This window comes from Streptococcus sp. V913, from assembly GCF_054353455.1.
On record NZ_JBTHHX010000004.1, the window covers coordinates 1 to 25,927 of the forward strand.

At 43.2% G+C, this 25,927-nt stretch carries 21 protein-coding genes and 8 tRNA genes; 23 read left to right on the forward strand and 6 right to left on the reverse strand.

All coding sequences use genetic code 11. The features are described from left to right. Positions 1-66: 66 nt before the first annotated feature. From ACXYSL_RS07095 to ACXYSL_RS07165, 15 genes are all read left to right on the forward strand, one after another. Positions 67-139, forward strand: a tRNA-Asp gene (locus ACXYSL_RS07095). A 24-nt stretch (positions 140-163) separates the two neighbouring features. Further along, positions 164-236, forward strand: a tRNA-Lys gene (locus ACXYSL_RS07100). A 5-nt stretch (positions 237-241) separates the two neighbouring features. Continuing rightward, positions 242-323, forward strand: a tRNA-Leu gene (locus ACXYSL_RS07105). Between the two features lie 12 nt (positions 324-335). Continuing rightward, positions 336-408, forward strand: a tRNA-Thr gene (locus ACXYSL_RS07110). A gap of 27 nt (positions 409-435) precedes the next feature. After that, positions 436-507: transfer RNA gene (locus ACXYSL_RS07115), tRNA-Gly, on the forward strand. Positions 508-514: 7 nt separating this feature from the next. Continuing rightward, a tRNA-Leu gene (locus tag ACXYSL_RS07120) sits at positions 515-600 on the forward strand. Between the two features lie 11 nt (positions 601-611). After that, a tRNA-Arg gene (locus tag ACXYSL_RS07125) sits at positions 612-685 on the forward strand. A 15-nt stretch (positions 686-700) separates the two neighbouring features. Continuing rightward, a tRNA-Pro gene (locus ACXYSL_RS07130) sits at positions 701-774 on the forward strand. Positions 775-951: 177 nt separating this feature from the next. Then, on the forward strand, positions 952-5,343 hold the full coding sequence (locus tag ACXYSL_RS07135) for a PolC-type DNA polymerase III (protein WP_458624352.1): 4,392 nt from the start codon (positions 952-954) through the stop codon (positions 5,341-5,343). Positions 5,344-5,366: 23 nt separating this feature from the next. Further along, complete coding sequence (locus ACXYSL_RS07140; RefSeq protein ID WP_000776620.1) at positions 5,367-5,519, forward strand: hypothetical protein; 153 nt, start codon at positions 5,367-5,369, stop codon at positions 5,517-5,519. 15 nt (positions 5,520-5,534) lie between these two features. Then, positions 5,535-6,776: an aminopeptidase gene (locus ACXYSL_RS07145; RefSeq protein ID WP_458624353.1), complete on the forward strand. Its 1,242-nt coding sequence runs from the start codon at positions 5,535-5,537 to the stop codon at positions 6,774-6,776. A gap of 9 nt (positions 6,777-6,785) precedes the next feature. Continuing rightward, on the forward strand, positions 6,786-7,016 hold the full coding sequence (locus tag ACXYSL_RS07150; RefSeq protein ID WP_000580441.1) for a GlsB/YeaQ/YmgE family stress response membrane protein: 231 nt from the start codon (positions 6,786-6,788) through the stop codon (positions 7,014-7,016). A gap of 72 nt (positions 7,017-7,088) precedes the next feature. After that, a complete protein-coding gene (locus ACXYSL_RS07155; RefSeq protein WP_084938923.1) occupies positions 7,089-7,811 on the forward strand; it encodes a pseudouridine synthase in 723 nt (240 codons plus the stop codon). Positions 7,812-7,920: 109 nt separating this feature from the next. Beyond that, on the forward strand, positions 7,921-9,255 hold the full coding sequence (pepC, locus tag ACXYSL_RS07160; RefSeq protein WP_458624354.1) for an aminopeptidase C: 1,335 nt from the start codon (positions 7,921-7,923) through the stop codon (positions 9,253-9,255). A gap of 155 nt (positions 9,256-9,410) precedes the next feature. Further along, on the forward strand, positions 9,411-11,642 hold the full coding sequence (locus ACXYSL_RS07165) for an HAD-IC family P-type ATPase (RefSeq protein WP_458624355.1): 2,232 nt from the start codon (positions 9,411-9,413) through the stop codon (positions 11,640-11,642). A 62-nt stretch (positions 11,643-11,704) separates the two neighbouring features. Here the strand turns inward: ACXYSL_RS07165 and ACXYSL_RS07170 are convergent, their stop codons facing one another. From ACXYSL_RS07170 to ACXYSL_RS07185, 4 genes are all read right to left on the reverse strand, one after another. Next, on the reverse strand, positions 11,705-12,616 hold the full coding sequence (locus ACXYSL_RS07170; RefSeq protein WP_000818320.1) for a PTS system mannose/fructose/sorbose family transporter subunit IID: 912 nt from the start codon (positions 12,614-12,616) through the stop codon (positions 11,705-11,707). A 14-nt stretch (positions 12,617-12,630) separates the two neighbouring features. Continuing rightward, positions 12,631-13,443 (reverse strand): PTS mannose/fructose/sorbose transporter subunit IIC, encoded by an 813-nt coding sequence (locus ACXYSL_RS07175; RefSeq protein WP_001280325.1) that lies wholly within the window; start codon positions 13,441-13,443, stop codon positions 12,631-12,633. A gap of 74 nt (positions 13,444-13,517) precedes the next feature. Beyond that, positions 13,518-14,507, reverse strand: a complete 990-nt coding sequence (locus ACXYSL_RS07180; RefSeq protein WP_458624356.1) for a PTS sugar transporter subunit IIB — start codon at positions 14,505-14,507, stop codon at positions 13,518-13,520. Between the two features lie 276 nt (positions 14,508-14,783). Continuing rightward, on the reverse strand, positions 14,784-15,596 hold the full coding sequence (locus ACXYSL_RS07185) for a Cof-type HAD-IIB family hydrolase (protein ID WP_458624357.1): 813 nt from the start codon (positions 15,594-15,596) through the stop codon (positions 14,784-14,786). Positions 15,597-15,783: 187 nt separating this feature from the next. On the opposite strand from ACXYSL_RS07185, the gene ACXYSL_RS07190 reads away from it, so the two are divergent. The 7 genes from ACXYSL_RS07190 (at position 15,784) to ACXYSL_RS07220 (ending at position 23,129) form a co-directional block, all read left to right on the forward strand. After that, the gene (locus ACXYSL_RS07190; RefSeq protein ID WP_458624358.1) at positions 15,784-17,202 is read left to right on the forward strand and encodes an NCS2 family permease; all 1,419 of its coding nucleotides are present in this window, start codon (positions 15,784-15,786) and stop codon (positions 17,200-17,202) included. A gap of 54 nt (positions 17,203-17,256) precedes the next feature. Then, positions 17,257-17,964, forward strand: a complete 708-nt coding sequence (locus ACXYSL_RS07195; RefSeq protein WP_458624359.1) for a lysostaphin resistance A-like protein — start codon at positions 17,257-17,259, stop codon at positions 17,962-17,964. Between the two features lie 75 nt (positions 17,965-18,039). Then, positions 18,040-19,014 carry a dihydropteroate synthase gene (folP, locus tag ACXYSL_RS07200; RefSeq protein ID WP_458624360.1) on the forward strand — a complete coding sequence of 325 codons (975 nt, stop codon included), beginning with the start codon at positions 18,040-18,042 and terminating at the stop codon, positions 19,012-19,014. Position 19,015: 1 nt separating this feature from the next. Then, positions 19,016-20,338, forward strand: coding sequence for a bifunctional folylpolyglutamate synthase/dihydrofolate synthase (locus tag ACXYSL_RS07205; RefSeq protein ID WP_458624361.1), 1,323 nt, complete (start codon positions 19,016-19,018; stop codon positions 20,336-20,338). After that, positions 20,319-20,873, forward strand: coding sequence for a GTP cyclohydrolase I FolE (gene folE / locus ACXYSL_RS07210; RefSeq protein WP_000380929.1), 555 nt, complete (start codon positions 20,319-20,321; stop codon positions 20,871-20,873). Before ACXYSL_RS07205 ends, folE begins: the two co-directional genes overlap by 20 nt. A gap of 158 nt (positions 20,874-21,031) precedes the next feature. Beyond that, a complete protein-coding gene (gene folK, locus ACXYSL_RS07215) occupies positions 21,032-21,853 on the forward strand; it encodes a 2-amino-4-hydroxy-6-hydroxymethyldihydropteridine diphosphokinase (RefSeq protein ID WP_458624362.1) in 822 nt (273 codons plus the stop codon). Beyond that, positions 21,846-23,129: a DUF308 domain-containing protein gene (locus tag ACXYSL_RS07220; protein WP_458624363.1), complete on the forward strand. Its 1,284-nt coding sequence runs from the start codon at positions 21,846-21,848 to the stop codon at positions 23,127-23,129. Before folK ends, ACXYSL_RS07220 begins: the two co-directional genes overlap by 8 nt. Before the next feature lie 50 nt (positions 23,130-23,179). Here the strand turns inward: ACXYSL_RS07220 and ACXYSL_RS07225 are convergent, their stop codons facing one another. Then, positions 23,180-23,497 carry a DUF960 domain-containing protein gene (locus ACXYSL_RS07225; RefSeq protein ID WP_000886045.1) on the reverse strand — a complete coding sequence of 106 codons (318 nt, stop codon included), beginning with the start codon at positions 23,495-23,497 and terminating at the stop codon, positions 23,180-23,182. 204 nt (positions 23,498-23,701) lie between these two features. Here ACXYSL_RS07225 and ccpA point away from each other — a divergent pair, with 204 nt between their 5' ends. Further along, positions 23,702-24,712 carry a catabolite control protein A gene (gene ccpA / locus ACXYSL_RS07230; RefSeq protein WP_001090635.1) on the forward strand — a complete coding sequence of 337 codons (1,011 nt, stop codon included), beginning with the start codon at positions 23,702-23,704 and terminating at the stop codon, positions 24,710-24,712. Between the two features lie 246 nt (positions 24,713-24,958). On the opposite strand, the gene ACXYSL_RS07235 is transcribed toward ccpA, so the two are convergent. After that, positions 24,959-25,921, reverse strand: a complete 963-nt coding sequence (locus tag ACXYSL_RS07235; protein WP_458624364.1) for an asparaginase — start codon at positions 25,919-25,921, stop codon at positions 24,959-24,961. Positions 25,922-25,927: the final 6 nt, after the last annotated feature.

The following is a 25,927-nucleotide window of genomic DNA, read 5'->3' on the forward strand; positions in this document are numbered from 1 at the left end:
TCAGCTGGGAGAGCATCTGCCTTACAAGCAGAGGGTCAGCGGTTCGATCCCGTTAACTCCCATATAGGTCCCGTAGTGTAGCGGTTATCACGTCGCCCTGTCACGGCGAAGATCGCGGGTTCGATTCCCGTCGGGACCGTTTAAGATAACGGAAGTTATTTTAGACTCGTTAGCTCAGTTGGTAGAGCAATTGACTTTTAATCAATGGGTCACTGGTTCGAGCCCAGTACGGGTCATATTTGCGGGTTTGGCGGAATTGGCAGACGCACCAGATTTAGGATCTGGCGCTTAACGGCGTGGGGGTTCAAGTCCCTTAACCCGCATAATAGAAAGCAGCCGGCTTAGCTCAGTTGGTAGAGCATCTGATTTGTAATCAGAGGGTCGCGTGTTCAAGTCATGTAGCCGGCATTTTTTTATATAGAATAAGAGGTCGATGCGAACGTAGTTCAGTGGTAGAACACCACCTTGCCAAGGTGGGGGTCGCGGGTTCGAATCCCGTCGTTCGCTTAGAGAGGCCGGGGTGGCGGAACTGGCAGACGCACAGGACTTAAAATCCTGCGATTGGTAACGATCGTACCGGTTCGATTCCGGTCCTCGGCATATAATGATGAGCACCCTTAGCTCAACTGGATAGAGTACCTGACTACGAATCAGGCGGTTAGAGGTTCGACTCCTCTAGGGTGCATTTTTTTATTTAACGCGGGAAGTAGCTCAGCTTGGTAGAGTACTTGGTTTGGGACCAAGGTGTCGCAGGTTCGAATCCTGTCTTCCCGATCAATCACGAGGGTACTTTAGGGTATCTTTTTTTGTTTATCAAGGGGATTCTGAGAATCTTCTTTTTTCTTTTATGGGAATTTTTTTGTGAAAACTAGCATTACTTAAGGAATGGTAGTAGCTATATATTTTCTTTAATTATGGTAAAATAGTATGAGAATAATGTGAGGAAATTGAATGTCAAGTAAGTTTGAAATTTTAATGAATCAAATAGGAGTCTCTGATCAATTGAGACAGGATCCTGCTCTTGTTAATGCAAGTATTGAGGGTGTTGTGGTTCATAAAATTAGTAAGATTTGGGAATTTCATTTTGTATTTTCTAATATTTTACCGATTGAAATCTTTTTAGAATTAAAGAAAGGGCTTAGTGAAGAATTTTCTAAGACAGGGAATCGAGCTGTTTTCGAAATCAAAGCTCTCTCTCAAGATTTTTCAAATGAGCTCTTGCAGGCCTACTATAAGGAGGCTTTTTCTGAAGGTCCATGTGCTAGCCAAGGGTTTAAGTCTCTTTATCAGAATTTGCAAGTTCGTGCAGAGGGAAATCAGCTCTTTATTGAAGGTTCAGAGGTGATTGATAAGGAACACTTTAAGAAAAATCATCTTCCTAATTTAACAAAGCAACTTGAAAAGTTTGGTTTCCCAGCTTTTGTCTGCCAAATCGAAAAGAATGATGCTCTTACACAGGAGCAGGAGGAAGCCTTCCATACGGAGAATGAACAAATTGTTCAGGCTGCTAATGAGGAGGCTTTGCGTGCTATGGAACAACTGGAACAGATGGCCCCTCCTCCAGTAGAAGAGAAACCGGTCTTTGATTTCCAGGCTAAAAAGGCTGCGGCAAAACCAAAATTGGATAAGGCTGAAGTTACCCAGATGATTGATGTGACGACTGAGGAAAATCGTTTGGTATTTGAAGGGGTCGTTTTTGATGTGGAGCATAAAGTGACCAGGACAGGGCGTGTCTTGATTAACTTTAAGATGACGGACTATAGTTCAAGTTTTTCAATGCAAAAATGGGTTAAGAATGAAGAAGAGGCTCAGAAGTTTGACATCATTAAGAAAAATTCCTGGCTTCGTGTTCGTGGAAATGTGGAGATGAATAACTTCACACGCGATTTGACTATGAACGTGCAGGATGTGCAGGAAGTTGTTCACTATGAGCGGAAGGATTTGATGCCAGAAGGTGAGCGCCGGATTGAGTTTCATGCTCATACTAATATGTCGACCATGGATGCTCTGCCAGAAGTAGAGGAAATTATTGCGACAGCTGCAAAGTGGGGACACAAGGCGGTTGCCATCACGGACCATGGGAATGTTCAGTCCTTTCCACATGGCTACAAGGCAGCTAAGAAAGCAGGAATTCAGCTGATCTATGGGATGGAAGCCAATATCGTTGAAGACCGTGTTCCTATCGTTTACAACGAAGTGGAGATGGAATTGTCAGAAGCGACCTACGTGGTTTTTGACGTGGAAACGACGGGACTTTCAGCTATCTATAATGACTTGATTCAAGTTGCGGCTTCTAAGATGTACAAGGGAAATGTTATTGCTGAATTTGATGAATTTATTAATCCTGGATATCCCTTGTCAGCCTTTACTACCGAGTTGACTGGAATTACAGATGATCATGTCAAAAATGCCAAACCACTGGAACAAGTTTTGCAAGAATTCCAAGAATTTTGCAAGGATACGGTTCTAGTTGCCCACAATGCTACCTTTGACGTTGGCTTTATGAATGCTAACTATGAGCGTCATGGTTTGCCTAAGATTAGCCAGCCAGTTATTGATACGCTGGAGTTTGCTAGAAACCTCTATCCTGAGTATAAACGTCATGGTTTGGGACCTTTGACCAAGCGTTTTGGTGTGGCACTGGACCACCACCACATGGCCAACTACGATGCGGATGCTACTGGTCGTTTGCTCTTTATCTTTATCAAGGATGTAGCAGAAAAACATGGTGTGACTGATCTGGCTAGACTGAATATTGATTTGATCAGTCCAGACTCTTATAAAAAAGCTCGGATTAAGCATGCGACCATCTATGTCAAGAATCAAGTTGGTCTAAAAAATATCTTTAAGCTGGTTTCTTTGTCCAATACTAAGTACTTTGAAGGAGTGCCGCGGATTCCGAGAACAGTTCTAGATGCTCATCGGGAAGGTTTGATTTTAGGTTCAGCCTGTTCAGAAGGTGAAGTTTTTGATGCAGTCGTTTCCCAAGGTGTGGATGCGGCGGTTGAGGTGGCCAAGTATTATGACTTTATCGAGGTCATGCCCCCAGCTATCTATGCGCCATTGATTGCTAAAGAGCAGGTCAAGGATATAGAGGAACTCCAGACCATTATCAAGAGTTTGATAGAAGTGGGAGACCGTCTTGGCAAGCCCGTTTTGGCTACGGGTAATGTTCATTATATCGAACCAGAAGAAGAAATTTACCGTGAAATTATCGTTCGTAGTTTGGGACAGGGGGCTATGATTAACCGAACCATTGGTCACGGTGAACATGCCCAACCAGCTCCTTTGCCAAAGGCTCATTTTCGAACAACCAATGAGATGTTGGATGAATTTGCCTTCTTGGGAGAGGAACTAGCTCGTAAACTGGTTATTGAAAACACCAATGCCTTGGCAGAAATCTTTGAGCCTGTTGAGGTGGTTAAGAGTGACTTGTACACGCCTTTCATTGACAAGGCGGAAGAAACAGTTGCTGAGCTGACTTACAAGAAAGCCTTTGAGATTTATGGAAATCCGTTGCCAGATATCGTTGATTTGCGGATTGAAAAAGAATTAACCTCTATTCTGGGTAATGGATTTGCCGTGATTTATCTGGCTTCCCAGATGCTGGTACAACGTTCTAATGAAAGGGGCTACTTGGTTGGTTCTCGTGGGTCTGTTGGCTCCAGTTTTGTTGCGACTATGATTGGGATTACGGAGGTTAATCCTCTCTCTCCTCACTATGTCTGTGGTCAGTGTCAGTACAGCGAGTTTATCACGGATGGTTCTTATGGTTCAGGATTTGATATGCCCGATAAGGATTGTCCAAACTGTGGCCACAAACTCAGCAAAAATGGGCAGGATATTCCGTTTGAAACCTTCCTTGGTTTTGATGGAGATAAGGTTCCCGATATTGACTTGAACTTCTCAGGAGAAGACCAGCCTAGCGCCCACTTGGATGTGCGTGATATTTTTGGTGAGGAGTATGCTTTCCGTGCAGGAACGGTTGGTACGGTGGCTGCCAAGACTGCCTATGGCTTTGTAAAGGGCTACGAGAGAGATTATGGCAAGTTCTATCGTGATGCAGAGGTGGAACGCCTCGCTCAAGGTGCAGCTGGTGTCAAGCGGACTACAGGACAACACCCGGGGGGAATTGTTGTTATTCCTAACTACATGGATGTCTACGATTTTACGCCTGTTCAGTATCCAGCAGATGACGTGACGGCTGAATGGCAGACGACTCACTTTAACTTCCACGATATCGATGAGAATGTCCTCAAACTTGATGTACTGGGGCATGATGATCCGACCATGATTCGGAAATTGCAGGACTTGTCTGGTATTGACCCTAATGAAATTCCCATGGATGATGAAAGCGTTATGGCTCTCTTTTCTGGAACGGAAGTTTTAGGGGTGACGCCTGAGCAAATTGGAACTCCGACAGGGATGCTGGGAATTCCAGAGTTTGGCACCAACTTTGTACGTGGGATGGTAGATGAGACGCATCCTACGACCTTTGCGGAGTTGCTTCAGCTGTCTGGTCTGTCCCACGGTACCGATGTGTGGTTGGGAAATGCCCAGGATCTGATCAAGCAAGGAATTGCGGACCTATCAACTGTTATCGGTTGTCGGGACGATATCATGGTTTACCTCATGCATGCAGGTCTCGAACCTAAGATGGCCTTTACCATCATGGAACGGGTGCGTAAAGGCATGTGGCTAAAGATTTCCGAAGAGGAGCGAAATGGCTATATCGAGGCTATGAAGGCCAATAAGGTGCCAGAGTGGTATATCGAATCCTGTGGGAAAATCAAGTACATGTTCCCTAAAGCCCACGCGGCAGCCTACGTTATGATGGCCTTGCGTGTAGCTTACTTCAAGGTTCACCATCCCATTTATTACTACTGTGCTTATTTCTCAATCCGTGCCAAGGCTTTTGATATCAAGACTATGGGAGCGGGTTTGGATGCCATCAAACGCAGAATGGCAGAAATCGCTGAAAAACGGAAGAACAATGAAGCCTCTAATGTGGAGATTGACCTCTATACCACTCTTGAAATTGTCAATGAAATGTGGGAACGTGGTTTCAAGTTTGGCAAACTCGATCTCTACCGTAGTCAGGCGACAGAGTTCCTCATCGATGGGGATACCCTCATTCCGCCATTTGTAGCAATGGATGGTCTGGGAGAGAACGTTGCTAAGCAGTTGGTGCGAGCGCGTGAAGAGGGTGAGTTCCTCTCTAAGACAGAACTACGCAAACGCGGTGGGCTCTCATCAACCTTGGTTGAGAAGATGGATGAAATGGGGATTCTCGGCAATATGCCAGAGGACAACCAGTTGAGTTTGTTTGATGATTTGTTTTAAGAATTAGAACGGAGAACATCTTTATGAAACTTAGAATCTTTGCGGAAGACAAACCAGCTGAAAAGGTTTTTGACTATCAGCTAGAGCTGGCAGATGAAACAATTATCCTATCGACAGTGCTTCTGTCGGGTGCCATTGCTTTAGCAGGATTGTTTTCTGCTTTAAAAGAAAAATAGAAAAGGAAGAATAGAATGGTTTTACCAAATTTTAAAGAAAATCTAGAAAAATATGCGAAATTGTTGGTTGCGAATGGAATCAACGTGCAACCTGGTCACACCTTGGCTCTCTCTATCGATGTGGAGCAACGTGAATTGGCGCATTTGATCGTTAAAGAAGCCTATGCCTTGGGTGCGCATGAGGTCATCGTTCAGTGGACAGATGATGTCATCAACCGTGAGAAATTCCTCCACGCTCCGATAGAGCGCCTGGACAATGTGCCAGAATACAAGATTGCTGAGATGAACTATCTCTTGGAGAACAAGGCTAGCCGTCTTGGGGTTCGTTCTTCTGATCCAGGTGCCTTGAACGGTGTGGACGCTGACAAGCTTTCAGCTTCTGCTAAAGCTATGGGACTTGCCATGAAGCCAATGCGTATCGCAACGCAATCCAACAAGGTTAGCTGGACTGTAGCAGCCGCTGCTGGACTTGAGTGGGCTAAGAAAGTCTTTCCAAATGCTGCGAGCGATGAAGAAGCAGTCGATTTCCTTTGGGATCAAATCTTCAAAACTTGCCGTGTCTACGAAGAAGATCCCGTTAAGGCTTGGGAAGAACATGCAGCTATCTTGAAGAGCAAGGCTCAAATGCTGAACAAAGAGCAATTCTCAGCCCTTCACTACACAGCGCCAGGGACAGATTTGACACTTGGTTTGCCAAAGAACCACGTTTGGGAATCAGCTGGTGCTGTCAATGCTCAAGGCGAAGGTTTCTTGCCAAATATGCCGACAGAGGAAGTTTTCACAGCGCCTGACTTCCGTCGCGCGGATGGTTATGTCACTTCTACAAAACCACTTAGCTATAACGGAAATATCATTGAAGGGATTAAAGTAACCTTCAAGGATGGTCAGATTGTTGATGTTACAGCTGAAAAAGGCGATCAAGTCATGAAAGTTCTTGTCTTTGAAAATGCTGGTGCGCGTGCCTTGGGCGAATGTGCCTTGGTACCAGATCCAAGCCCAATTTCTCAGTCAGGGATTACCTTCTTTAATACCCTTTTCGATGAAAATGCTTCAAACCACTTGGCTATCGGAGCAGCCTATGCGACCAGCGTTGTTGGTGGAGCAGAGATGAGCGAAGAAGAACTTGAAGCTGCAGGACTGAACCGTTCAGATGTTCACGTGGACTTTATGATTGGTTCGAATCAAATGGATATAGACGGTATCCGTGAGGATGGAACGCGCGTACCGCTCTTTCGTAATGGAGACTGGGCAAATTAAGGAGAAGCTATGATTGGAAGCATGTTTGTCGGTCTTTTAATTGGACTACTAGCAGGGGCTATCACCAATCGTGGAGAACGTATGGGATGCTTTGGGAAGATGTTTCTCGGTTGGATTGGTGCCTTTTTAGGACAATTACTCTTTGGTTCTTGGGGGCCAAGCCTAAATGGTACAGCCATTATCCCAGCAGTTCTCGGTGCCATGATTGTGTTAGCTATTTTCTGGGAAAGAGGAAGTTAGCTTCCCGGCTCTGAAAAGGAAAGGAGGTTGGCTATTGAGCCAGCCTCCTTTTGAGTATGATATAATAGTTCTATGAGATTAGATAAATTTTTAGTTGCCTGCGCAGTAGGGAGTCGAACTGAGGTCAAAAACTTGCTTAAAGCTAGACGCGTAACGGTTAACGGCAAGAAAGAAAAATCAGCAAAACTGCAAATCAATGAAGAAAGAGATGAGATTCGTTTTGACGGTCAAGTGCTGGAGTATGAAGAGTTTGTCTACTACATGATGAACAAGCCCCAAGGAGTCATTTCGGCGACTGAAGATCCCAAGCATAGAACGGTTTTGGACTTGTTGGACGACTATGGACGTGCCAAAGAAGTCTTTCCTGTAGGACGTTTGGATATCGATACCCATGGACTCTTACTCTTGACCAATGATGGTCAGCTGGCTCATGCCCTTCTATCGCCCAAGCGTCATGTGGATAAAACTTACTTGGCTCAAGTCAAGGGAATCATGACCCAAGAAGATGTGGAAACATTCGGCAAGGGTATTCCACTTAAGGACTTTACCTGCCAGCCGGCCAAACTGGAGATTTTGTCAATGGATTCAGATAAGGGTGAAAGCCAGGTTCGTGTGACCATTAGAGAAGGAAAATTTCATCAAGTCAAACGCATGGTGGCCTATTGTGGTAAGGAAGTCGTGGACTTGCAACGTTTGACGATGGGGACTCTAGTTTTGGATGAGAATTTGAAACGGGGAGAATGGCGTCGCCTGACCAAGGAGGAGTTAGAGGAGCTCCTTGCTAGTATTGCTTAGTTTGGATTATGTTAGAAAAGGTGAGGAGAAAGTCCCTGCCTTTTTCATTTTTCAGTTGCTTCATTTGTGAAAAGAGTTATAATAGACAGTAGAATAAAAGGAGGAATCTATGAACGCGATTCAAGAATCATTTACGGATAAATTATTTGCTAACTATGAAGCAAATGTCAAATACCAAGCTATCGAAAATGCTGCAAGCCACAACGGTATTTTTGCAGCCCTAGAACGTCGTCAAAGCCATGTAGACAATACACCTGTTTTCTCGCTTGATTTGACCAAGGACAAGGTTACTAACCAGAAAGCCTCTGGTCGTTGCTGGATGTTTGCAGCTCTCAATACCTTCCGCCACAAACTCATCTCTCAATACAAGCTCGAAAACTTTGAACTGTCACAAGCCCACACCTTCTTCTGGGACAAGTATGAAAAATCTAACTGGTTCTTGGAGCAAGTGATTGCGACTGCAGACCAAGACTTAACTAGTCGCAAGGTTAGCTTCCTACTCCAAACTCCACAACAAGACGGCGGTCAGTGGGATATGGTCGTTGCCCTCTTTGAGAAATACGGTGTCGTTCCCAAGTCTGTTTACCCTGAGTCCATCTCATCTAGCAGTAGCCGTGAGCTCAATGCCATTCTCAACAAATTGCTTCGCCAAGATGCTCAAATCTTGCGTGATTTACTAGCATCTGGTGCTGACCAAGCGACTGTTCAAGCTAAGAAAGAAGACCTCTTGCAAGAAATTTTTAACTTCCTTGCTATGTCTTTAGGGCTTCCGCCACGTCAGTTTGACTTTGCTTATCGTGATAAGGATGATAACTACCAAAGCGAAAAGGGTATCACACCACAAGAGTTTTACAAGAAATATGTCAATCTTCCTTTAGAAGATTATGTTTCTGTTATCAATGCTCCCACTGCTGACAAGCCTTATGGCAAATCTTATACAGTTGAGATGTTGGGAAATGTCATTGGTAGCCGTGCAGTTCGTTATATCAACGTACCGATGGAGCGCTTGAAAGAATTGGCGATTGCTCAAATGCAAACAGGAGAAACTGTTTGGTTTGGTTCAGATGTCGGCCAGCTCAGCAACCGTAAGGCTGGAATCCTTGCGACAGATGTTTATGACTTTGAATCAAGCATGGATATTCAACTCACTCAAGACAAGGCTGGACGTTTGGACTACAGCGAAAGCCTGATGACCCACGCCATGGTCTTGACAGGTGTGAATTTGGATGAAAATGGCAAGTCAACCAAGTGGAAGGTTGAAAACTCATGGGGAGACAAGGTCGGCTCAGATGGTTACTTTGTTGCCTCAGATGCTTGGATGGATGAATACACCTACCAAATCGTTGTTCGCAAAGAATTGCTGACAGCAGAAGAACAAGCCGCATATGAAGCAGAACCAATTGTGTTAGCACCATGGGATCCAATGGGTGCCTTGGCAGAATAAAGTATAAAGAAAAGAGGTTAGGGGAATCCTAGCCTCTTTTTTTAAAGTGGTGACAGATGATGCTTGTCAAGTAAGTCCTTCTTAGTTTGAGTCTTTAAGTGACAGAGAAAAAGATATGTGTTACTATAGTAGTACAAAAGGATATCGGAGTAGAAATGAAGTATTTAAGTAGCCAAGACATCAAGGATCGTCAACGAAACATCAGCGACATTAAACCCTATAAAACAACCAAGGAAATTGTCGTTTCAAATATTTTTACCTTTTTTAATGCTATGAACTTGGCTCTGGCAGTTCTGGTAGCCACAACCTTGCGATTTGAAAATATGCTCTTTTTAGGTGTGATTGCTATCAATACAGCCATTGGGATTTTCCAAGAAGTGCGTTCAAAAAATGCCTTAGAAAAACTAAGTTTGCTTGGTAAAAGTAAGTACAAGGTCAATCGAGATGGTCAAATGATTGAGATTGATCCAGAGAATATCGTACTGGGCGAGTATCTGCATCTCAATCTGGGGGATCAGGTGCCTGTAGACGCAGAAGTACTTGAAGGGAATGTTGAAGTTGATGAGTCCTTGCTGACTGGCGAGAGTGATTCAGTCTTTAAAACAGTTGGTGACCAGCTGATGAGCGGAAGCAATGTCGTTAGCGGATCCTGCCTGGTCACTGCGACGGAGGTCGGTCCCAATAGTTATATCAACAGACTCGCAAAATCCAGCAAGGAATTCAAAAAATACCCTTCTCAACTGCGCGATTACATGGATAAGATTTTAAAAATCGTCTCCATTTTGCTGGTGCCAGTTGCCATTCTGCTCTATGTCAGAGGTTTTAGTCTGGGACGGACTTATGTTGAGATTGTCTTGGGAAGTTCTGGTGCCTTGGTCGGCATGATTCCAGAGGGCTTGATTCTCCTGGTTAGCGTCTCCCTAGCAGTAGCGGCCATGAAGCTGGCTAAAAAGAAGGTTCTGGTGCAGGAACTATACTGTGTGGAGACCTTGGCGCGTGTAGATGTTCTTTGTTTTGATAAGACAGGTACCATCACGACTGGTAATATGAAGGTCCAAGAAATGGATGCTAATTTAGCAGAGAAACTGTCTTCTTATCTAGCTTATTTTGAGGATGAAAATGCGACGTCGCGGGCTCTGAAGACTTACTTAACCTGTGAGAAAAAGTGGGACGTTCAAGAAGTTGGTGCCTTTTCAAGTAAAAACAAGTATTCCTTTGTTCAAGTAAAAGACGGTGGAACCTATTTCTTCGGGGCTTATGAGTTTCTCGGCTTTACCCAAGCGATGGATCCTTACTATGAACATCTAAAACAGCAAGGTTTTCGAATCTTATCGCTTGCTCATAGCAAGGACCAGATTACAAGCCCAGACGATAAGGAACTATTAGGGCATGTCGTTCTGTCAGATGAGATCAAGGATAATACCAAGGAAACCTTTGACTATTTCGAATCTCAGGATGTTGAAGTGAAGATTATCAGTGGAGATAATCATGTGGCTGTATATGGGGTGGCTCGTAAAGCAGGTTTTAAGGAAGAAGCACGGGCGATTGATATGACCAAGGTGAGTGATGAGGACTTTGAAAGAGTGGTCTTGGAACACGATATCTTTGGTCGGGTGACACCTGAACAGAAAGAAAAGATGGTGACCGTTTTGCAAAATGCTGGTAAGACAGTTGCCATGAGCGGTGATGGAGTTAATGATGTTCTAGCTCTCAAGAAAGCAGATATCAGCTTTGCTATGAATGGTGCTACTAGTGCAGCCAAAAGCGTCTCCAACATCGTCTTTCTCACTGATGATTTTGCAGTATTTTATGATATCTTGATGGAAGGACGCCGTGTCATCAATAACATCCAAAAGGTCGCCTCTCTCTTTCTAACAAAGACCTTCTTCTCTATCGTGTTTGCGATTTTGAGTGTGATATTTGGTTTGGAATTTGCCTTTATCCCCATTCAGTTTACAATCATTTCAGCCATTACGATTGGGATTCCATCCTTCTTCCTAACCTTTGAGTCCAATAATGAAAAGGTCAGCACACATTTTATGAGAGATATCCTGACTAATGCTGCGATTGGTGGTGGCATTCTGGTTGCTAGTGTTCTCCTGACTAACTTCTTTATCACTGTCCCAGGTCAGGTTAAATTTATTTGCTTCATCCTTGCTTTGATCAATGGTCTGTGTCTAGTTGCCAAGGTCAGCATTCCCTTTAATCGATATAAACTAGTCTTGCTCACGTTTTTGAGCCTTGCAGCCCTTGTTGGATTGCTTACCAATACCTTTATCCTGCGAGGAGCTTTTGTGCCTCTAGAAACCACTCAAGTACTCTTCTATGTAGCCATCCTAGCAGTGGTGATTGGGAGCCTGCATTATCTGACTAGAAGAAAAAGTTGATACACAAAAAGAATCAGGATTTGATCCTGATTCTTTTTTATCTATATTCTCGATGGCTTGAATTACATGATACCAAGGAAACGAGCTGCAATACCTACTGCAAAGAGAGCAAGGATGATTGCGATTGGTGATACTTTTTTCTTAAGCAACCACATGCAGAGGAAAGTAAGGAGAAGTCCCATCAATCCTGGAATCAATGAGTTCAACTGACCTTGAAGTGTTTGTGGTTGAACGCTATCCAAGCTCAAACCACTAAGAGCCTGACCAAGAATTCCCTTCAATTCTCCACCTGTTACAGGCCCTTCTGGGAAGTTGATGTAGGCACCTTCAGCCAATTGTTTACCTGGAAGGTTCACAGTAAAGTTGATAGATACCCAACGTTGTACAAGAACAGCAAGGATGAACATACCAAGGATAGATGCTCCTTTAGTGATATCTTTCAAGATACCACCAGACATGTCTTTAGTGATTTCAGATCCAGCTTTGTAACCGAACTCTTGTGTATACCATAGGAAGGCCATACGGATAGCATTCCATCCAAAGAAGAAGAGAAGAGGACCAACAATGTTACCAGATGCAGCAAGTGATGCACCAAGAGCTCCAAGGATAGGACGAACTGTAAACCAGAATACTGGGTCACCGATACCAGCAAGAGGTCCCATCATACCGATTTTAACCCCTTGGATAGCCGCGTCGTCGATTTCAACACCGTTAGCACGCTCTTCTTCAAGTGCAAGAGTAACCCCCATGATTGGAGCAGCTACGTATGGGTGAGTGTTGAAGAACTCAAGGTGACGCTCAAGAGCAGCCGCTTGGTCTTCTTTTTTAGTGTACAATTTTTTGATAGCTGGGATTAGTGAGTAAGCCCAACCCAAGTTTTGCATACGCTCGTAGTTCCAAGAACCTTGAAGGAATTGTGAACGCCACCAAACTTTTTGACGATCTGATTTTGATAATTGAATTTTTTCAGCCATGATTGTTCCCCTTTCTAGTAGTCTTCTAGGATATCACCGATTGGGTCGTTAGAAGTCGCAGCTCCGCCGCCACCGTTTCCACCTTGTTTTGAAAGGTTAAGGTAGATGAAGGCAAGGGCAACACCGATGACACCAAGGGCAATCAAAGTCAATTGAGAGATTGCTGCAAGAGCAAAACCGATAGCGAAGAATGGCCATACTTCACGAGTTGCCATCATGTTGATAACCATAGCGTAACCAACGGCAACGACCATAGCACCACCGACAGCCATACCACCATTCAACCATTCTGGCATGAGGCCAAGAGCGTCTTGAACAGCAGAAGCAGGGATAGCGATAAGGAAGGCTGCAGGGATAGCGATACGAAGACCTTGAAGAACAAGGGCAAAGTAGTGAGCGCGTTCAACAGCCGCAATGTTTCCTTCTTTTGCAGCTGCGTCAGCTGAGTGAACCAAGGCAACTGAGATTGTACGAACAATCATTGTCAAGAAAAGTCCGGCTACAGCAAGAGGGATAGCTGTGGCTGTTGCGACGGCGATACCTTCAGTAGTAAAGTTACCACCTTTGATCAAGATGATCGCTGCGGCAACAGATGCAAGAGCAGCGTCAGGAGCTACGGCAGCTCCAATATTAGCCCAACCAAGGGCGATCATTTGAAGAGATCCACCAAGCATAACACCTGCTTCAAGGTTACCTGTTACAAGTCCGATAAGGGTACATGCGACGATTGGTTGATGGAATTGGAATTGGTCGAGGATACCTTCAAGACCTGCAAGGAAGGCAACAACTACAACCAAGATAGCAGAAATGATTGAAATATCTGACATGGTTTTATTCCTTTTCTATTTAATTATATAAAGTGTAAAATCTTTCTTCTAAGAGTTCGAGAGAAGATTCTAAATTATTGAACGTTTGCTTTCTTAATCAAGTCAAACAAATCTTTTTTCGTGTCGTTTGGTACTTTACGTACATCAAATTCAACACCGAGGTCACGCATTTTTTCAAATGTTGCAACATCATCTCTGTCCATAGACAAGACGTTATTGATCATTGTTTTACCTGTTGAGTGGGCCATAGAACCAACGTTAAGGGTCTTGATTGGCACGCCACCTTCGATGGCACGAAGGGCATCTTGAGGTGTTTCAAACAAGATAAGAGCATGTGTGTTACCAAAACGAGGATCTTTTGCAACCTCAATCAATTTTTTGATTGGTACAACGTTGGCTTTTACTCCGTTAGGAGCTGCTTGCTTGATCAATTCTTTACGCAATTCGTCGTTTGCAACGTTATCTGAAGCAACGATGATACGGTCTGCTTTTGAATCTGGTGTCCAAGCAGTTGCGACTTGTCCGTGAAGAAGACGTGTGTCAAGACGGGCAAGATTGATTTTCAATTTACCGTCTCCGATAACAGTTCCTTCTGGAATAGCAGCTTGGGCAACTGGAGCAGCCGCAGCACTAGCCCCTTCCTCAACTGGGTTAAGCTCTTCTGGAAGAGCCTTGATGCCATCTTTGGCTTCTTTAATGATATTCGCAGCGACTTTATCCACACCTGCAGTAGCATCCATAAGGCGCTCAGTGTAGGCTTGGATCAACATCGGCAAGTTAAGCCCTGTGATGATGGCAAACTTACGCTCAGGATTTTCTCCCATCACGCGGCTAGCTTGGTTGAATGGAGATCCACTCCAAAGGTCAGCCAATACTAGAACCTCATCTTCTGCGTCAAATGCAGCAACAGCGTTATTGATCTTAGCGTATAAATCGTCTGGACCTTCGTTTGGCATAAAGGTTACAACTTGAACCTTCTCTTGTTCACCAAAGATCATAGATCCGGACTGATGAATACCCGCAGCAAATTCGCCGTGGCTCGCAATAATGATTCCGATACTCATTATTGTCATTCCTCCTTTAAAATGTTTGACTGTATGTTTAAGAAAACTTTAAGCCTAACTTTAAGTATAAACCGTTTTCAAACAAAAAGCAACCATTTCTTATAAATATGTATTGGTTTTCGATGAAAACTCGCTTACAAAATGTTAATATATAAACATTTTTGTAGGAATGTATAAAAAGATAAGGGAGTAATTTAATATAAAAAAATGAAAATAGGCCGATGAATTGAAAATTTGTGAAAATTAAAAAGTTAGCACAAGCTAACTTTTTGAGTGTTATAGGAATAAATCTTGTAGGGTATGGGCAACACCATCTTCATCATTTGTCAGAGAGAGTTGCTCATCAGCATACGGTAGCAAATCGGGATTGGCATTTTTCATAGCATAACCCTTGCCTGCAAAAGCCAGCATTTCCGTGTCATTATGTTCATCTCCAAAGGCAATCAAATCTTGTCTGTCTCGGTTCATAACATTGAGTAAGTACTCTAAAGCAAAAGCCTTGTTGACCCCCTTAGGAGTACACTCGAGAATGTTGAGGGGGCCTCCCCAGGTATTGATGGATAGTTGGTGTTGGTAAAAACGATTCATCTCATCTGCTAGCGCGTATTTATCATCGACTCTTGTTTGCAAAAGGATACAGTTAGGGTCCTTGGTTACCAATTCGGATTTGAATTGATTTTCTGGTTGGAAATTTTCTACACCAAATAGTTTGGGATTGGCAATTTCTTCATTAGGAGCCGTGATATAAAATTTCTTGCGGTATTCTCCTGCAATGAAGTCAGCTTGGATATCCTCTTTGCGTTTGACCATATCCAAGAGGTATTTTTTATCTAAGGTCAGGCACTTTTCATGCTCCCAAGTCTGTCCTGGTAGATGAGTAAGGGAACCGTTGAAGTTGATCATAGGTGTGTGCAGCTCTAGTTCCTGATAAAATTCTTTTGCCATACGATAAGGACGACCTGTCGTGATGACAACATGGTGTCCCTTTTCAGTAATTTTTTTGATTGTCTTTTTGGTAAAATCGGAGAGCTTACTTTCACCATTGAGCAGGGTTCCGTCCAAATCGACTGCGATAATTTTTTTAGTCATATAAACCTTCCTAGTAGATTCCAGATAAGATGTCTACTATTATATCAAAAAGAAAGAAGAAAAACAGACTCAAAACAAAAAATAAACATTTCATTTTGTTAAATAAATCAAACAAACATATTGAAAAGGTGAATAATAAATGTTATAATACTCATATTGTTCGTAAAAAAACAAAAGGAGATTTATAATGGACAAACTATTTAAACTAAAAGAGCACGGGACAGATGTCCGTACAGAGGTGCTTGCTGGTTTAACAACTTTCTTTGCAATGAGCTATATTCTCTTTGTAAACCCACAAATGCTTTCACAGACTGGCATGCCTGCTCAAGGTGTATTCTTGGCAACGATTATCGGTTCTGTAGTCGGTACCTTGATGATGGCTTTTTATGCTAATTTGCCGTATGCACAAGCACCAGGTATGGGACTCAACGCCTTCTTTACCTTTACAGTTGTATTTGGGATGGGCTATACTTGGAAAGAAGCTCTTGGTATGGTCTTCATTTGTGGAATTATTTCACTGATTATTACCTTGACAAATGTTCGTAAAATGATCATAGAATCTATTCCTACAACGCTCCGTTCTGCCATTTCAGCTGGTATTGGTGTTTTCCTTGCCTATGTAGGGATTAAGAATGCTGGTCTTTTGAAATTCTCTATTGATCCAGGAAGTTACACAGTTGCTGGTGAGGGTGCTGATAAGGCCCAAGCAGCCATTACAGCAAACTCTTCAGCAGTTCCAGGTCTGGTTAGCTTTAATAATCCGGCTGTTTTAGTGGCTATTGCAGGTTTGGCTATTACGATTTTCTTTGTTATTAAGGGCATCAAGGGAGGAATCATTCTTTCTATCTTAACAACGACAGTTCTTGCAATCGCTGTTGGTTTGGTTGATGTATCAAGCATTGATTTTTCTAATAACCATGTAGGTGCAGCCTTTGAAGATTTGAAGACAATCTTTGGTGCAGCACTTGGCTCACAAGGATTGGGTGCTTTAATCTCAGACACTGCTCGTCTACCGGAAACACTTATGGCTATTCTTGCCTTCTCGTTGACAGATATTTTTGATACAATTGGTACCTTGATTGGTACAGGTGAAAAAGTCGGTATCGTAGCGACAAATGGTGAAAATCACCAATCAGATAAGTTGGATAAGGCTCTTTACTCTGACTTGATTGGTACTTCGATTGGTGCCATCGCAGGTACTTCAAACGTGACAACCTATGTTGAGTCTGCAGCGGGTATCGGTGCGGGTGGACGTACTGGTTTGACTGCCTTGGTAGTTGCGGTTTGTTTTGCAATTTCAAGTTTCTTTAGTCCACTTTTGGCAATTGTTCCATCAGCTGCGACGGCTCCAATTTTGATTATCGTTGGGATTATGATGCTCGGTAGCTTGAAAAACATCCATTGGGATGATATGGCTGAAGCTGTCCCTGCCTTCTTTACGTCTATCTTCATGGGATTCAGCTACTCTATCACACAAGGGATTGCAGTTGGTTTCTTGACTTATACGTTAACAAAAGTTGTCAAAGGTCAAGCAAAGGACGTGCACGCGATGATTTGGATTTTGGATGCCTTGTTTATCCTTAACTATATCAGTATGGCGCTATAAATGATATAATAGAAAAAGGGGAGTCTCCCCTTTTTAATTATAAGGAGGTACATCATGAAAGATAAGACGATTTGGCAAGAGGTTTTAAACAGAGGGAAATGGGTGATCATCCTTTTGGTAGCTTTTGTTCTATCTCAATTTCCCATAGGACTTGCTTTGTTTTTAGCAAACAAACAGTTTCCGATTTTACAGTCAGGGCTCTTAGTAGGTGCTCTATCCATAGTCGTTTTGATTGTATTCATTATTGGTGCACGAAAAACACAACTTGCTACTTTTAATCTATCCTTTTTTAAGGCAAAAGACTTGGCTCGCTTGGTACTGAGTTATCTGGTGATTTTGGCGACAAATCTCTTGGGTTCACTCCTGCTTCGACTAACAAATGAGGCAACAACCAATAACCAATCAATACTGAATGGTTTGGTTCAGAATAGTTCCTTGATTTCAACTTTCTTCCTACTAGTCTTGATTGCGCCGATTTGTGAAGAAATTTTGTGTCGTGGAATTATTCCAAAAAAGATCTTCCGTGGAAAAGAAAAACTTGGCTTTGTTGTTGGTGCAATCGTCTTTGCCTTGCTACATATGCCAACCAATTTACCTTCTGTGATTATTTATGGAGGGATGTCAACAGTTTTGACTTGGACAGCCTATAAGACTGAGCGTTTGGAGATGTCCATTTTGCTTCATATGATTCTCAATGGTATTGCATTTTGTTTGTTGGCCTTATTGGTATTGATTAGTAGAAATCTAGGCCTATCATTCTAAGCCATTGACCTACTTGGAAAAGATGAATACTAGCGTGTCCATCTTTTTCTTTTTATGGTAAAATAGAGAGATAATATGGTAAAGAACCTTAAGGAAGTGACCGTTATGTCCAATAAAGTCAACCACGTAAAAACAGCCATTTGCGGCATTATCAATGTAACCCCAGATTCTTTTTCAGATGGTGGTCAATTTTTTGCTGTTGACCAGGCGCTCCAGCAAGCTCGTAAATTGATAGCTGAAGGAGCGAGCATGCTAGATATCGGTGGGGAATCGACTCGTCCTGGAAGTAGTTACGTTGAGATAGAAGAAGAAATCCAGCGTGTTGTCCCAGTCATCGAAGCTATCCGTAAGGAAAGTGATGTCCTCATTTCCGTCGATACATGGAAAAGTCGGGTGGCAGAGGCTGCTTTGGCTGCTGGTGCTAATCTGGTCAATGATATCACTGGTCTCATGGGAGATGAGAAAATGGCGGATGTGGTTGCTAAGGCTGGAGCGAAAGTGGTTATCATGTTTAATCCAGTTATGGCTCGTCCTCAGCATTCTAGCTCGCTCATCTTCCCTAATTTTGGCTTTGGACAAGCTTTTACAGAGGAAGAATTAGCTGACTTTGAAAAAATGCCAATCGAAGACTTGATGGAGGCTTTCTTTGAACGAGCACTAGTGAGAGCGAATCAAGCCGGGATAGCAAGAGAAAATATTCTGCTGGATCCAGGGATTGGCTTTGGTTTGACCAAGAAGGAAAATCTGCTCCTTCTACGGGATTTGGATAAACTACACCAGCAAGGCTATCCGATTTTTCTTGGAGTTTCGCGTAAGCGATTTGTTATCAATATCCTGGAAGAAAATGGTTTTGAAGTTAATCCTGAGACAGAACTTGGTTTCCGTAATCGGGACACGGCTTCGGCTCATGTAACTAGTATCGCTGCGAGACAGGGTGTCGAAGTAGTGCGCGTGCACGATGTAGCCAGTCACAAGATGGCGGTTGAAATTGCGTCAGCTATTCGATTGGCAGAAGATGCGGAAAATCTAGATTTAAAACAATATAAATAAGATGAACGAAATTCAAAACAATCAGTGGATTGCCCACTACCGGACGGACCAACCACATTTTGGCTTGGAACGCATGGTAGAACTCCTAGCTCTGCGAGGCAATCCCCATCTCAAACTCAAGGTTATCCATATCGGCGGAACAAATGGTAAAGGTTCGACCATTGCTTTTTTGAAAAAGATGCTGGAAAAGCTAGGTCTGAGAGTAGGGGTGTTCAGCTCGCCCTATCTCATTCATTATACAGATCAGATTAGCATCAATGGGGAATCTATCCCCGAGGCTAGACTAGAAGCTCTCATGGCAGACTATCAGTCTTTGCTTGAGGGAGAATCGGCTGCCAATTTGCAGGGAACAACCGAGTTTGAGATAATTACAGCTCTAGCTTATGATTACTTTGCCTCAGAGCAAGTAGATATGGCTATCATGGAAGTCGGCATGGGTGGCCTTCTGGATAGTACCAATGTTTGTCAGCCAATTTTGACAGGGATTACGACCATTGGACTGGATCATGTAGCCCTACTTGGTGATACCTTGGAAGCCATAGCAGAGCAGAAGGCTGGTATTATCAAACAAGGTATTCCATTAGTGACAGGTCATATTGTTCCTGAAGCCTTGACTGTTATTGACCGCATTGCGGAAGGGAAAGATGCGCCGAGACTTGCCTATGGGAGTGATTACCAGGTTCGTCATCAAGAAAGCGTGGTAGCGGGCGAAATCTTTGATTATACCAGTTCTGTCAGACAAGGTCGCTTTCAAACAGGTCTGCTTGGTTTGCACCAGATAGAAAATGCGGGGATGGCACTTGCCCTCCTAGACACTTATTGCCAGGAGACTGGGCGAGAATTAGCAAGTAATGCCTTGGTTGCTCAAGCTTTGAAAGAAACCAGATGGCCAGGGCGTTTGGAGGTCGTGTCTAGAGACCCATTGTTGCTTTTGGATGGTGCCCACAATCCCCATGCTATCAAGGCTTTACTAGCAACCTTACAAGAACGCTTTGTGGATTATCATAAGGAAATCCTCTTTACCTGCATCAAAACCAAGGCCTTGGACGATATGCTGGATTTGCTAGGGGAAATGCCAGATACAGAGCTTACCTTGACACATTTTGACGATAGTCGGGCGACTGATGAAAGCGTGCTGAAAGAGACAGCCAAGTCTAGAAATCTCAATTACCAAAGTTGGCAGGATTTTCTAGAGCAGAAATTGACAGATAAAAAAGAAGAGAAACAAACAGTTAGGATTGTCACAGGTTCCTTGTATTTCTTGAGCCAAGTGAGAGCCTATCTGATGGAGAGGAAGAACGAGAATGGATACACAAAAGATTGAAACGGCTGTAAAAATGATTATTGAGGCTGTTGGTGAGGACGCTAACCGCGAGGGGTTGCAGGAAACACCTGCTCGTGTAGCCCGTATGTACCAAGAGATTTTTTCAGGTCTTGGCCAAACTGCTGAGGAACACTTGTCAAAATCCTTTGAGATTATTGATGATAACATGGTGGTAGAAAAGGATATTTTTTTCCACACCATGTGTGAACACCACTTTCTGCCCTTTTATGGGAAAGCTCACATTGCCTACATTCCAGATGGTCGTGTGGCAGGTTTGTCCAAGCTAGCTCGTACGGTTGAAGTCTACTCTAAGAAACCACAGATTCAAGAACGGTTGAATATTGAAGTGGCTGATGCCTTGATGGACTATCTAGGGGCTAAGGGAGCCTTTGTTGTTATTGAGGCGGAACATATGTGTATGAGCATGCGTGGTGTCAGAAAACCAGGCACTGCAACCTTAACTACTGTAGCCCGTGGCCTATTTGAGACGGATAAGGACCTCCGAGACCAGGCTTATCGTTTAATGGGACTATAATACTCTTCTAAAATCAAATTCAAACCACGTCAGCTTCCATCTGCAACCTCAAAACAGTGTTTTGAGCAGCCTGCGGCTAGCTTCCTAGTTTGCACTTTGATTTTCATTGAGTATAAAAAGAATCCGCTTTAAGCGGATTTTTCTAGAAAGGACTAGTTATGGATCAGCTAAAGATTAAAGATTTGGAAATATTTGCTTATCATGGACTCTTTCCAAGTGAGAAGGAATTGGGGCAAAAGTTTGTTATTTCTGCACGCTTATCCTATGATATGACCAAGGCAGCGACTGAGTTAGATTTGTCTTCTTCTGTCCACTATGGAGAACTTTGCCAACAGTGGAAGACTTGGTTTCAGGAAAGCACTGAGGATTTGATTGAAACGGTAGCCTACAAACTAGTAGAGCGTACCTTTGAGACCTATCCTCTTGTCCAAGAAATTGAACTGGAACTCAAAAAACCTTGGGCGCCAGTCCACTTGCCCCTTGATACCTGCTCGGTAACCATCCACCGTCGCAAGCAACGTGCCTTTATCGCCCTAGGAAGCAATATGGGCGATAAGCAAGCCAACTTGGAACAAGCTATTGATAAACTGCGGACTCGAGGTATCCATATTCTCAAAGAGTCCAGTGTATTAGCGACGGAGCCTTGGGGTGGTGTGGAACAAGATAGCTTTGCCAATCAGGTGATTGAAGTAGAAACCTGGCTTCCAGCATCAGTCTTATTAGAGACCTTGTTAGCCATTGAGTCAGAAATGGGACGGGTTCGAGAGGTGCATTGGGGGCCTCGTTTGATTGATTTGGACCTGCTTTTTGTAGAAGACCAAGTCATCTATACAGACGACCTCATCTTACCTCATCCTTATATAGCAGAACGCCTCTTTGTCCTTGAGTCTCTGCAAGAAATAGCTCCCCATTTTATCCATCCAAACTTAAAACAACCGATTCGTTGCTTGGTTGACCAGTTGGAGCAAGGAGATGCCTAAGCTTTCTGAGACTTATAGCAAGTGGAAGAGTATCGGGGAGGGACTACTTGCTATTGTTTTAGGGCTTCTCCTGATTCGTTTTGGACAAGTTATTCCGCGAATGGGGTATCAGTTGCTGATGACTTACTTTTCCTTGTCAGCAGTTTGGCACTTGTTGACTCGTTGGTTTCAGGATAAACAGCGTAGGGAAAACATCTTTGTAACCTTGGCCAAGCTGGTAGTTGCTGCTCTCTTATTTGATTCTATCATTTTACAAGACCTGACCCTCTACCTCCTGGTGTTTATCATTGCGAGTTACCAGCTGTTTACGGGCATCATTAGTCTTGTGACCTGGTCTCTCTATCGAAAAAATGCCATTCATCCTCGGCTCCATCATCTCTTCGATGCTGTATGGATGATAGGATTCGGTCTTTATAGCATCTCTCCTTTTCACGATGCAGCGAATTTTGAATTGCTCTTGCTTGGGTTTTACTTGCTCATGCTAGGGGCTAGTAGCCTTCGGGACGGTTTCTTTTTTGAAAAGATAGAAAACAATCCCAAGCTGAAGCGGCATATGCGAATGACCCTGCCGATCTTTGTGACGGCTCTGATCCCTATCAGTACCTTGCGAAAACTAAATGAGTGGCTGTCAAATCATGAAAGCCAAGAAGGGGAAGTTCATTCAGAAAGAAAAAACGATCAGACGGTTGATCTGGAAATTTTTATTCATACCTCAGAAACCTCCTTCTTCCTAGCCATGGGACATGTGGATATTTGTTATCAAGGGAAGGTTATTTCCTATGGTTCCTATGATCCCCACTCGGAGCGTTTATTCGGCATGGTTGGAGACGGTGTTTTGTTTAAGGCCAATCGGGAAAAATACATTGAGCTTTGTAAGAGGGAAAGTCAGAAGACCTTGTTTGCTTATGGTCTGAGTTTGACGAACCAACAGAAAACAGCCATCCAAGCGCGTTTAGCGGAGATAGAAGACCTGTTAATTCCTTGGGAACCAAGCTCGCAGTTGATGAAAAGAAGAGAGGGAGAGGTAAAGCACACCTACTCCTACCAACTGAAACAGGAAGCAGATGCGACCCTCTATAAATTCAGCTCATCTGAGTTTAAGACCTACTTTGTTCTCAGTACCAATTGTGTTCTGCTAGCAGACTCTATCGTAGGAAAAGCCGGAACTGATATATTGAGTCCCCAAGGTTTCATTGTACCGGGGACTTACCAGGATTACCTTGATTTAGAGTATACAAAACCAAACGGTCTAGTAGTTAGTCGATCCATTTATTAGAAAAAGAAAACTCTAGTTCCTCAGCAGTTTGCGCTGAGAAGCTAGAGTTTTTAAAATAGGTCATTTTCTTCTGGAAGGAGGATGGTTTCTCTGCCGTCCAAGTCTAAAACAAGGACCCTAGGAGGGTAGAGCGGATCAAAAGGATGATTGAAATCAAAATCAATGCTAGTCGGAAGGTGCTGGCTAGAAAAATGGAAGGTGATGGTCCCCTTATTGTTGAGCAGTTGAAACTCAAGTTCTTCTTCTAATTCAAAGACATTTTTCAGGAAATGATCGATAATATACCATAAAGAGTCAATGACATCATCAGGCAAGCTGGTCACGACACCAAAGCTAGCGGAACGTCTCTGTGTATTTGTAAAAGCCATGTTTTCCTCCCTCTTTATTTTCCTTATCATACAGCAAAATATCTCAAAAATCAAGAAATCGTACTCGCCTTTTCAAAATGAGAATGAAGAATGAAATTTTTTCAAAGTTTCTCCTAAAAAATACTTGAAAGTGTTTACAATAAGTGATAAAATGGAGTAAGTAGATGCGTGAAAGCGAAATTTTCATTATAGAAAGGAAACGGAATGAACACAGATGATACAGTAACGATTTATGACGTCGCCCGTGAAGCAGGAGTTTCGATGGCAACAGTTAGCCGTGTCGTTAATGGCAACAAGAATGTTAAAGAGAACACTCGAAAAAAAGTCCTAGAAGTGATTGATCGTTTGGACTATCGTCCAAATGCGGTAGCACGTGGTTTGGCTAGTAAGAAAACAACGACAGTCGGAGTTGTGATTCCGAACATTACCAATGGTTATTTCTCAACACTTGCTAAGGGGATTGACGACATTGCTGAAATGTACAAGTATAACATTGTCCTTGCAAATAGTGATGAGGATGATGAAAAGGAAGTTTCAGTGGTTAACACTCTCTTTTCAAAACAAGTCGATGGGATTATCTTTATGGGCTATCACTTGACTGAAAAGATTCGCTCAGAGTTTTCTCGTTCACGGACACCGGTTGTTCTTGCTGGTACTGTGGATGTAGAACACCAACTTCCAAGTGTGAATATCGACTACAAACAAGCAACGATTGATGCCGTGAGCTACCTTCTCAAAGAAAATGAGAAAATTGCTTTTGTGAGTGGACCACTCGTCGATGATATCAATGGCAAGGTTCGTTTGATTGGTTATAAGGAAGCCTTGAAAAAAGCTGGACATTCTTATAGCGAGGGCTTGGTCTTTGAATCAAAATACAGCTATGACGATGGTTATGCCTTGGCAGAACGCCTGATTTCATCGCAAGCTACAGCCGCAGTTGTAACAGGTGATGAATTGGCTGCGGGTGTGTTGAATGGTTTGGCTGACCATGGTGTATCTGTGCCAGAAGAGTTTGAAATCATCACGACAGATGACTCTCAGATTGCACGATTCACTCGTCCAAACTTGACGACTATTGCCCAACCTCTTTATGACTTAGGTGCTATCAGCATGCGTATGTTGACTAAGATTATGCATAAGGAAGAGCTGGAAGAACGTGAAGTTCTCTTACCTCATGGTTTGACAGAACGCCGCTCTACACGAAAACGTAAATAGAAAAAATCAGGGAATCGTGAGATTTCCTGATTTGCTTTCTAGAGAAGGAGTTATACTCAATGAAAATCAAAGAGCAAACTAGGAAGCTAGCCGCAGGTTGTTCAAAGCACTGCTTTGAGGTTGTAGATGAAACTGACGAAGTCAGCTCAAAACATGGTTTTGAGGTTGTAGATAGAACTGACGAAGTCAGTAACATATATACGGTAAGGCGACGCTGACGTGGTTTGAAGAGATTTTCGAAGAGGATTAGCCTTCCATATAGTCTTTTAAGGCCTGTCCTTTTAGTCCAGCATTAAGGGCGATTAATAATTTGAGACGAGCTTTTTGGGCGTTGAGTTCTTTAACAAAGAAAACGCCTGCCTTTTGCAACTGCACGCCCCCACCTTGGTAGGCGTAGACGGGCTCGGCAATCCCGTTAAAACAACGTGAAACCAAGGCGACTGGAATTCCTTTTTGGAGGAGAGTTTCTAATTTTTGGGCCGTTTCTTTGGGAACATTTCCAGCTCCAAAAGCTTGAATGACTAAGCCATCCAGTTGTTCTAAATCTAACATATCGATTAGCTCGTCTGTCATACCTGCATAGGCTGAGATGATGGGAACCAGACCTTGAATATGTTCGAGATCAAAGCGGACTCGTGGTTCGGCTGTTTTGAAGTAGAGGATTTCTTGCTTCATGATGAGACCAAGTGGTCCGTGTGTTGGGGTTTGAAAGGTGCTGACGTTGGTTGTATGAGTTTTGGTAACATACTTGGCTGCATGGATCTCATCGTTCATGACGACCAAAACGCCCTTGTCGGCTGCTTTATCATCACTGGCAACTCGTAAAGCGCTCAGATAGTTGTATACACCGTCACTACCAAGTTCGTTAGAACTACGCATAGCTCCTGTTAGAACGATGGGGATGGGTGGGATTTTCATGGTATCAAGGAAGTAAGCTGTTTCTTCTAAGGTATCTGTACCATGTGTGATGACAACTCCATCGTAGTTATTAGCTTCCTCTTTAATCTTATGATAGAGTGCAAGCATATGCTTGGGTTTGATATGGGGACTTGGCAGATTAAAAAAGTCTAGGGCATGAACCTCAATCCCTTCAAGAGGATTGGACACATGGTTCATGGGATTGTCCTGACTAGTTACAACGGCACCGGTGGCGTCTACTTGCATGGAAATGGTCCCACCTGTATGTAAAACAAGGATTTTCTTAGGCATGATTTA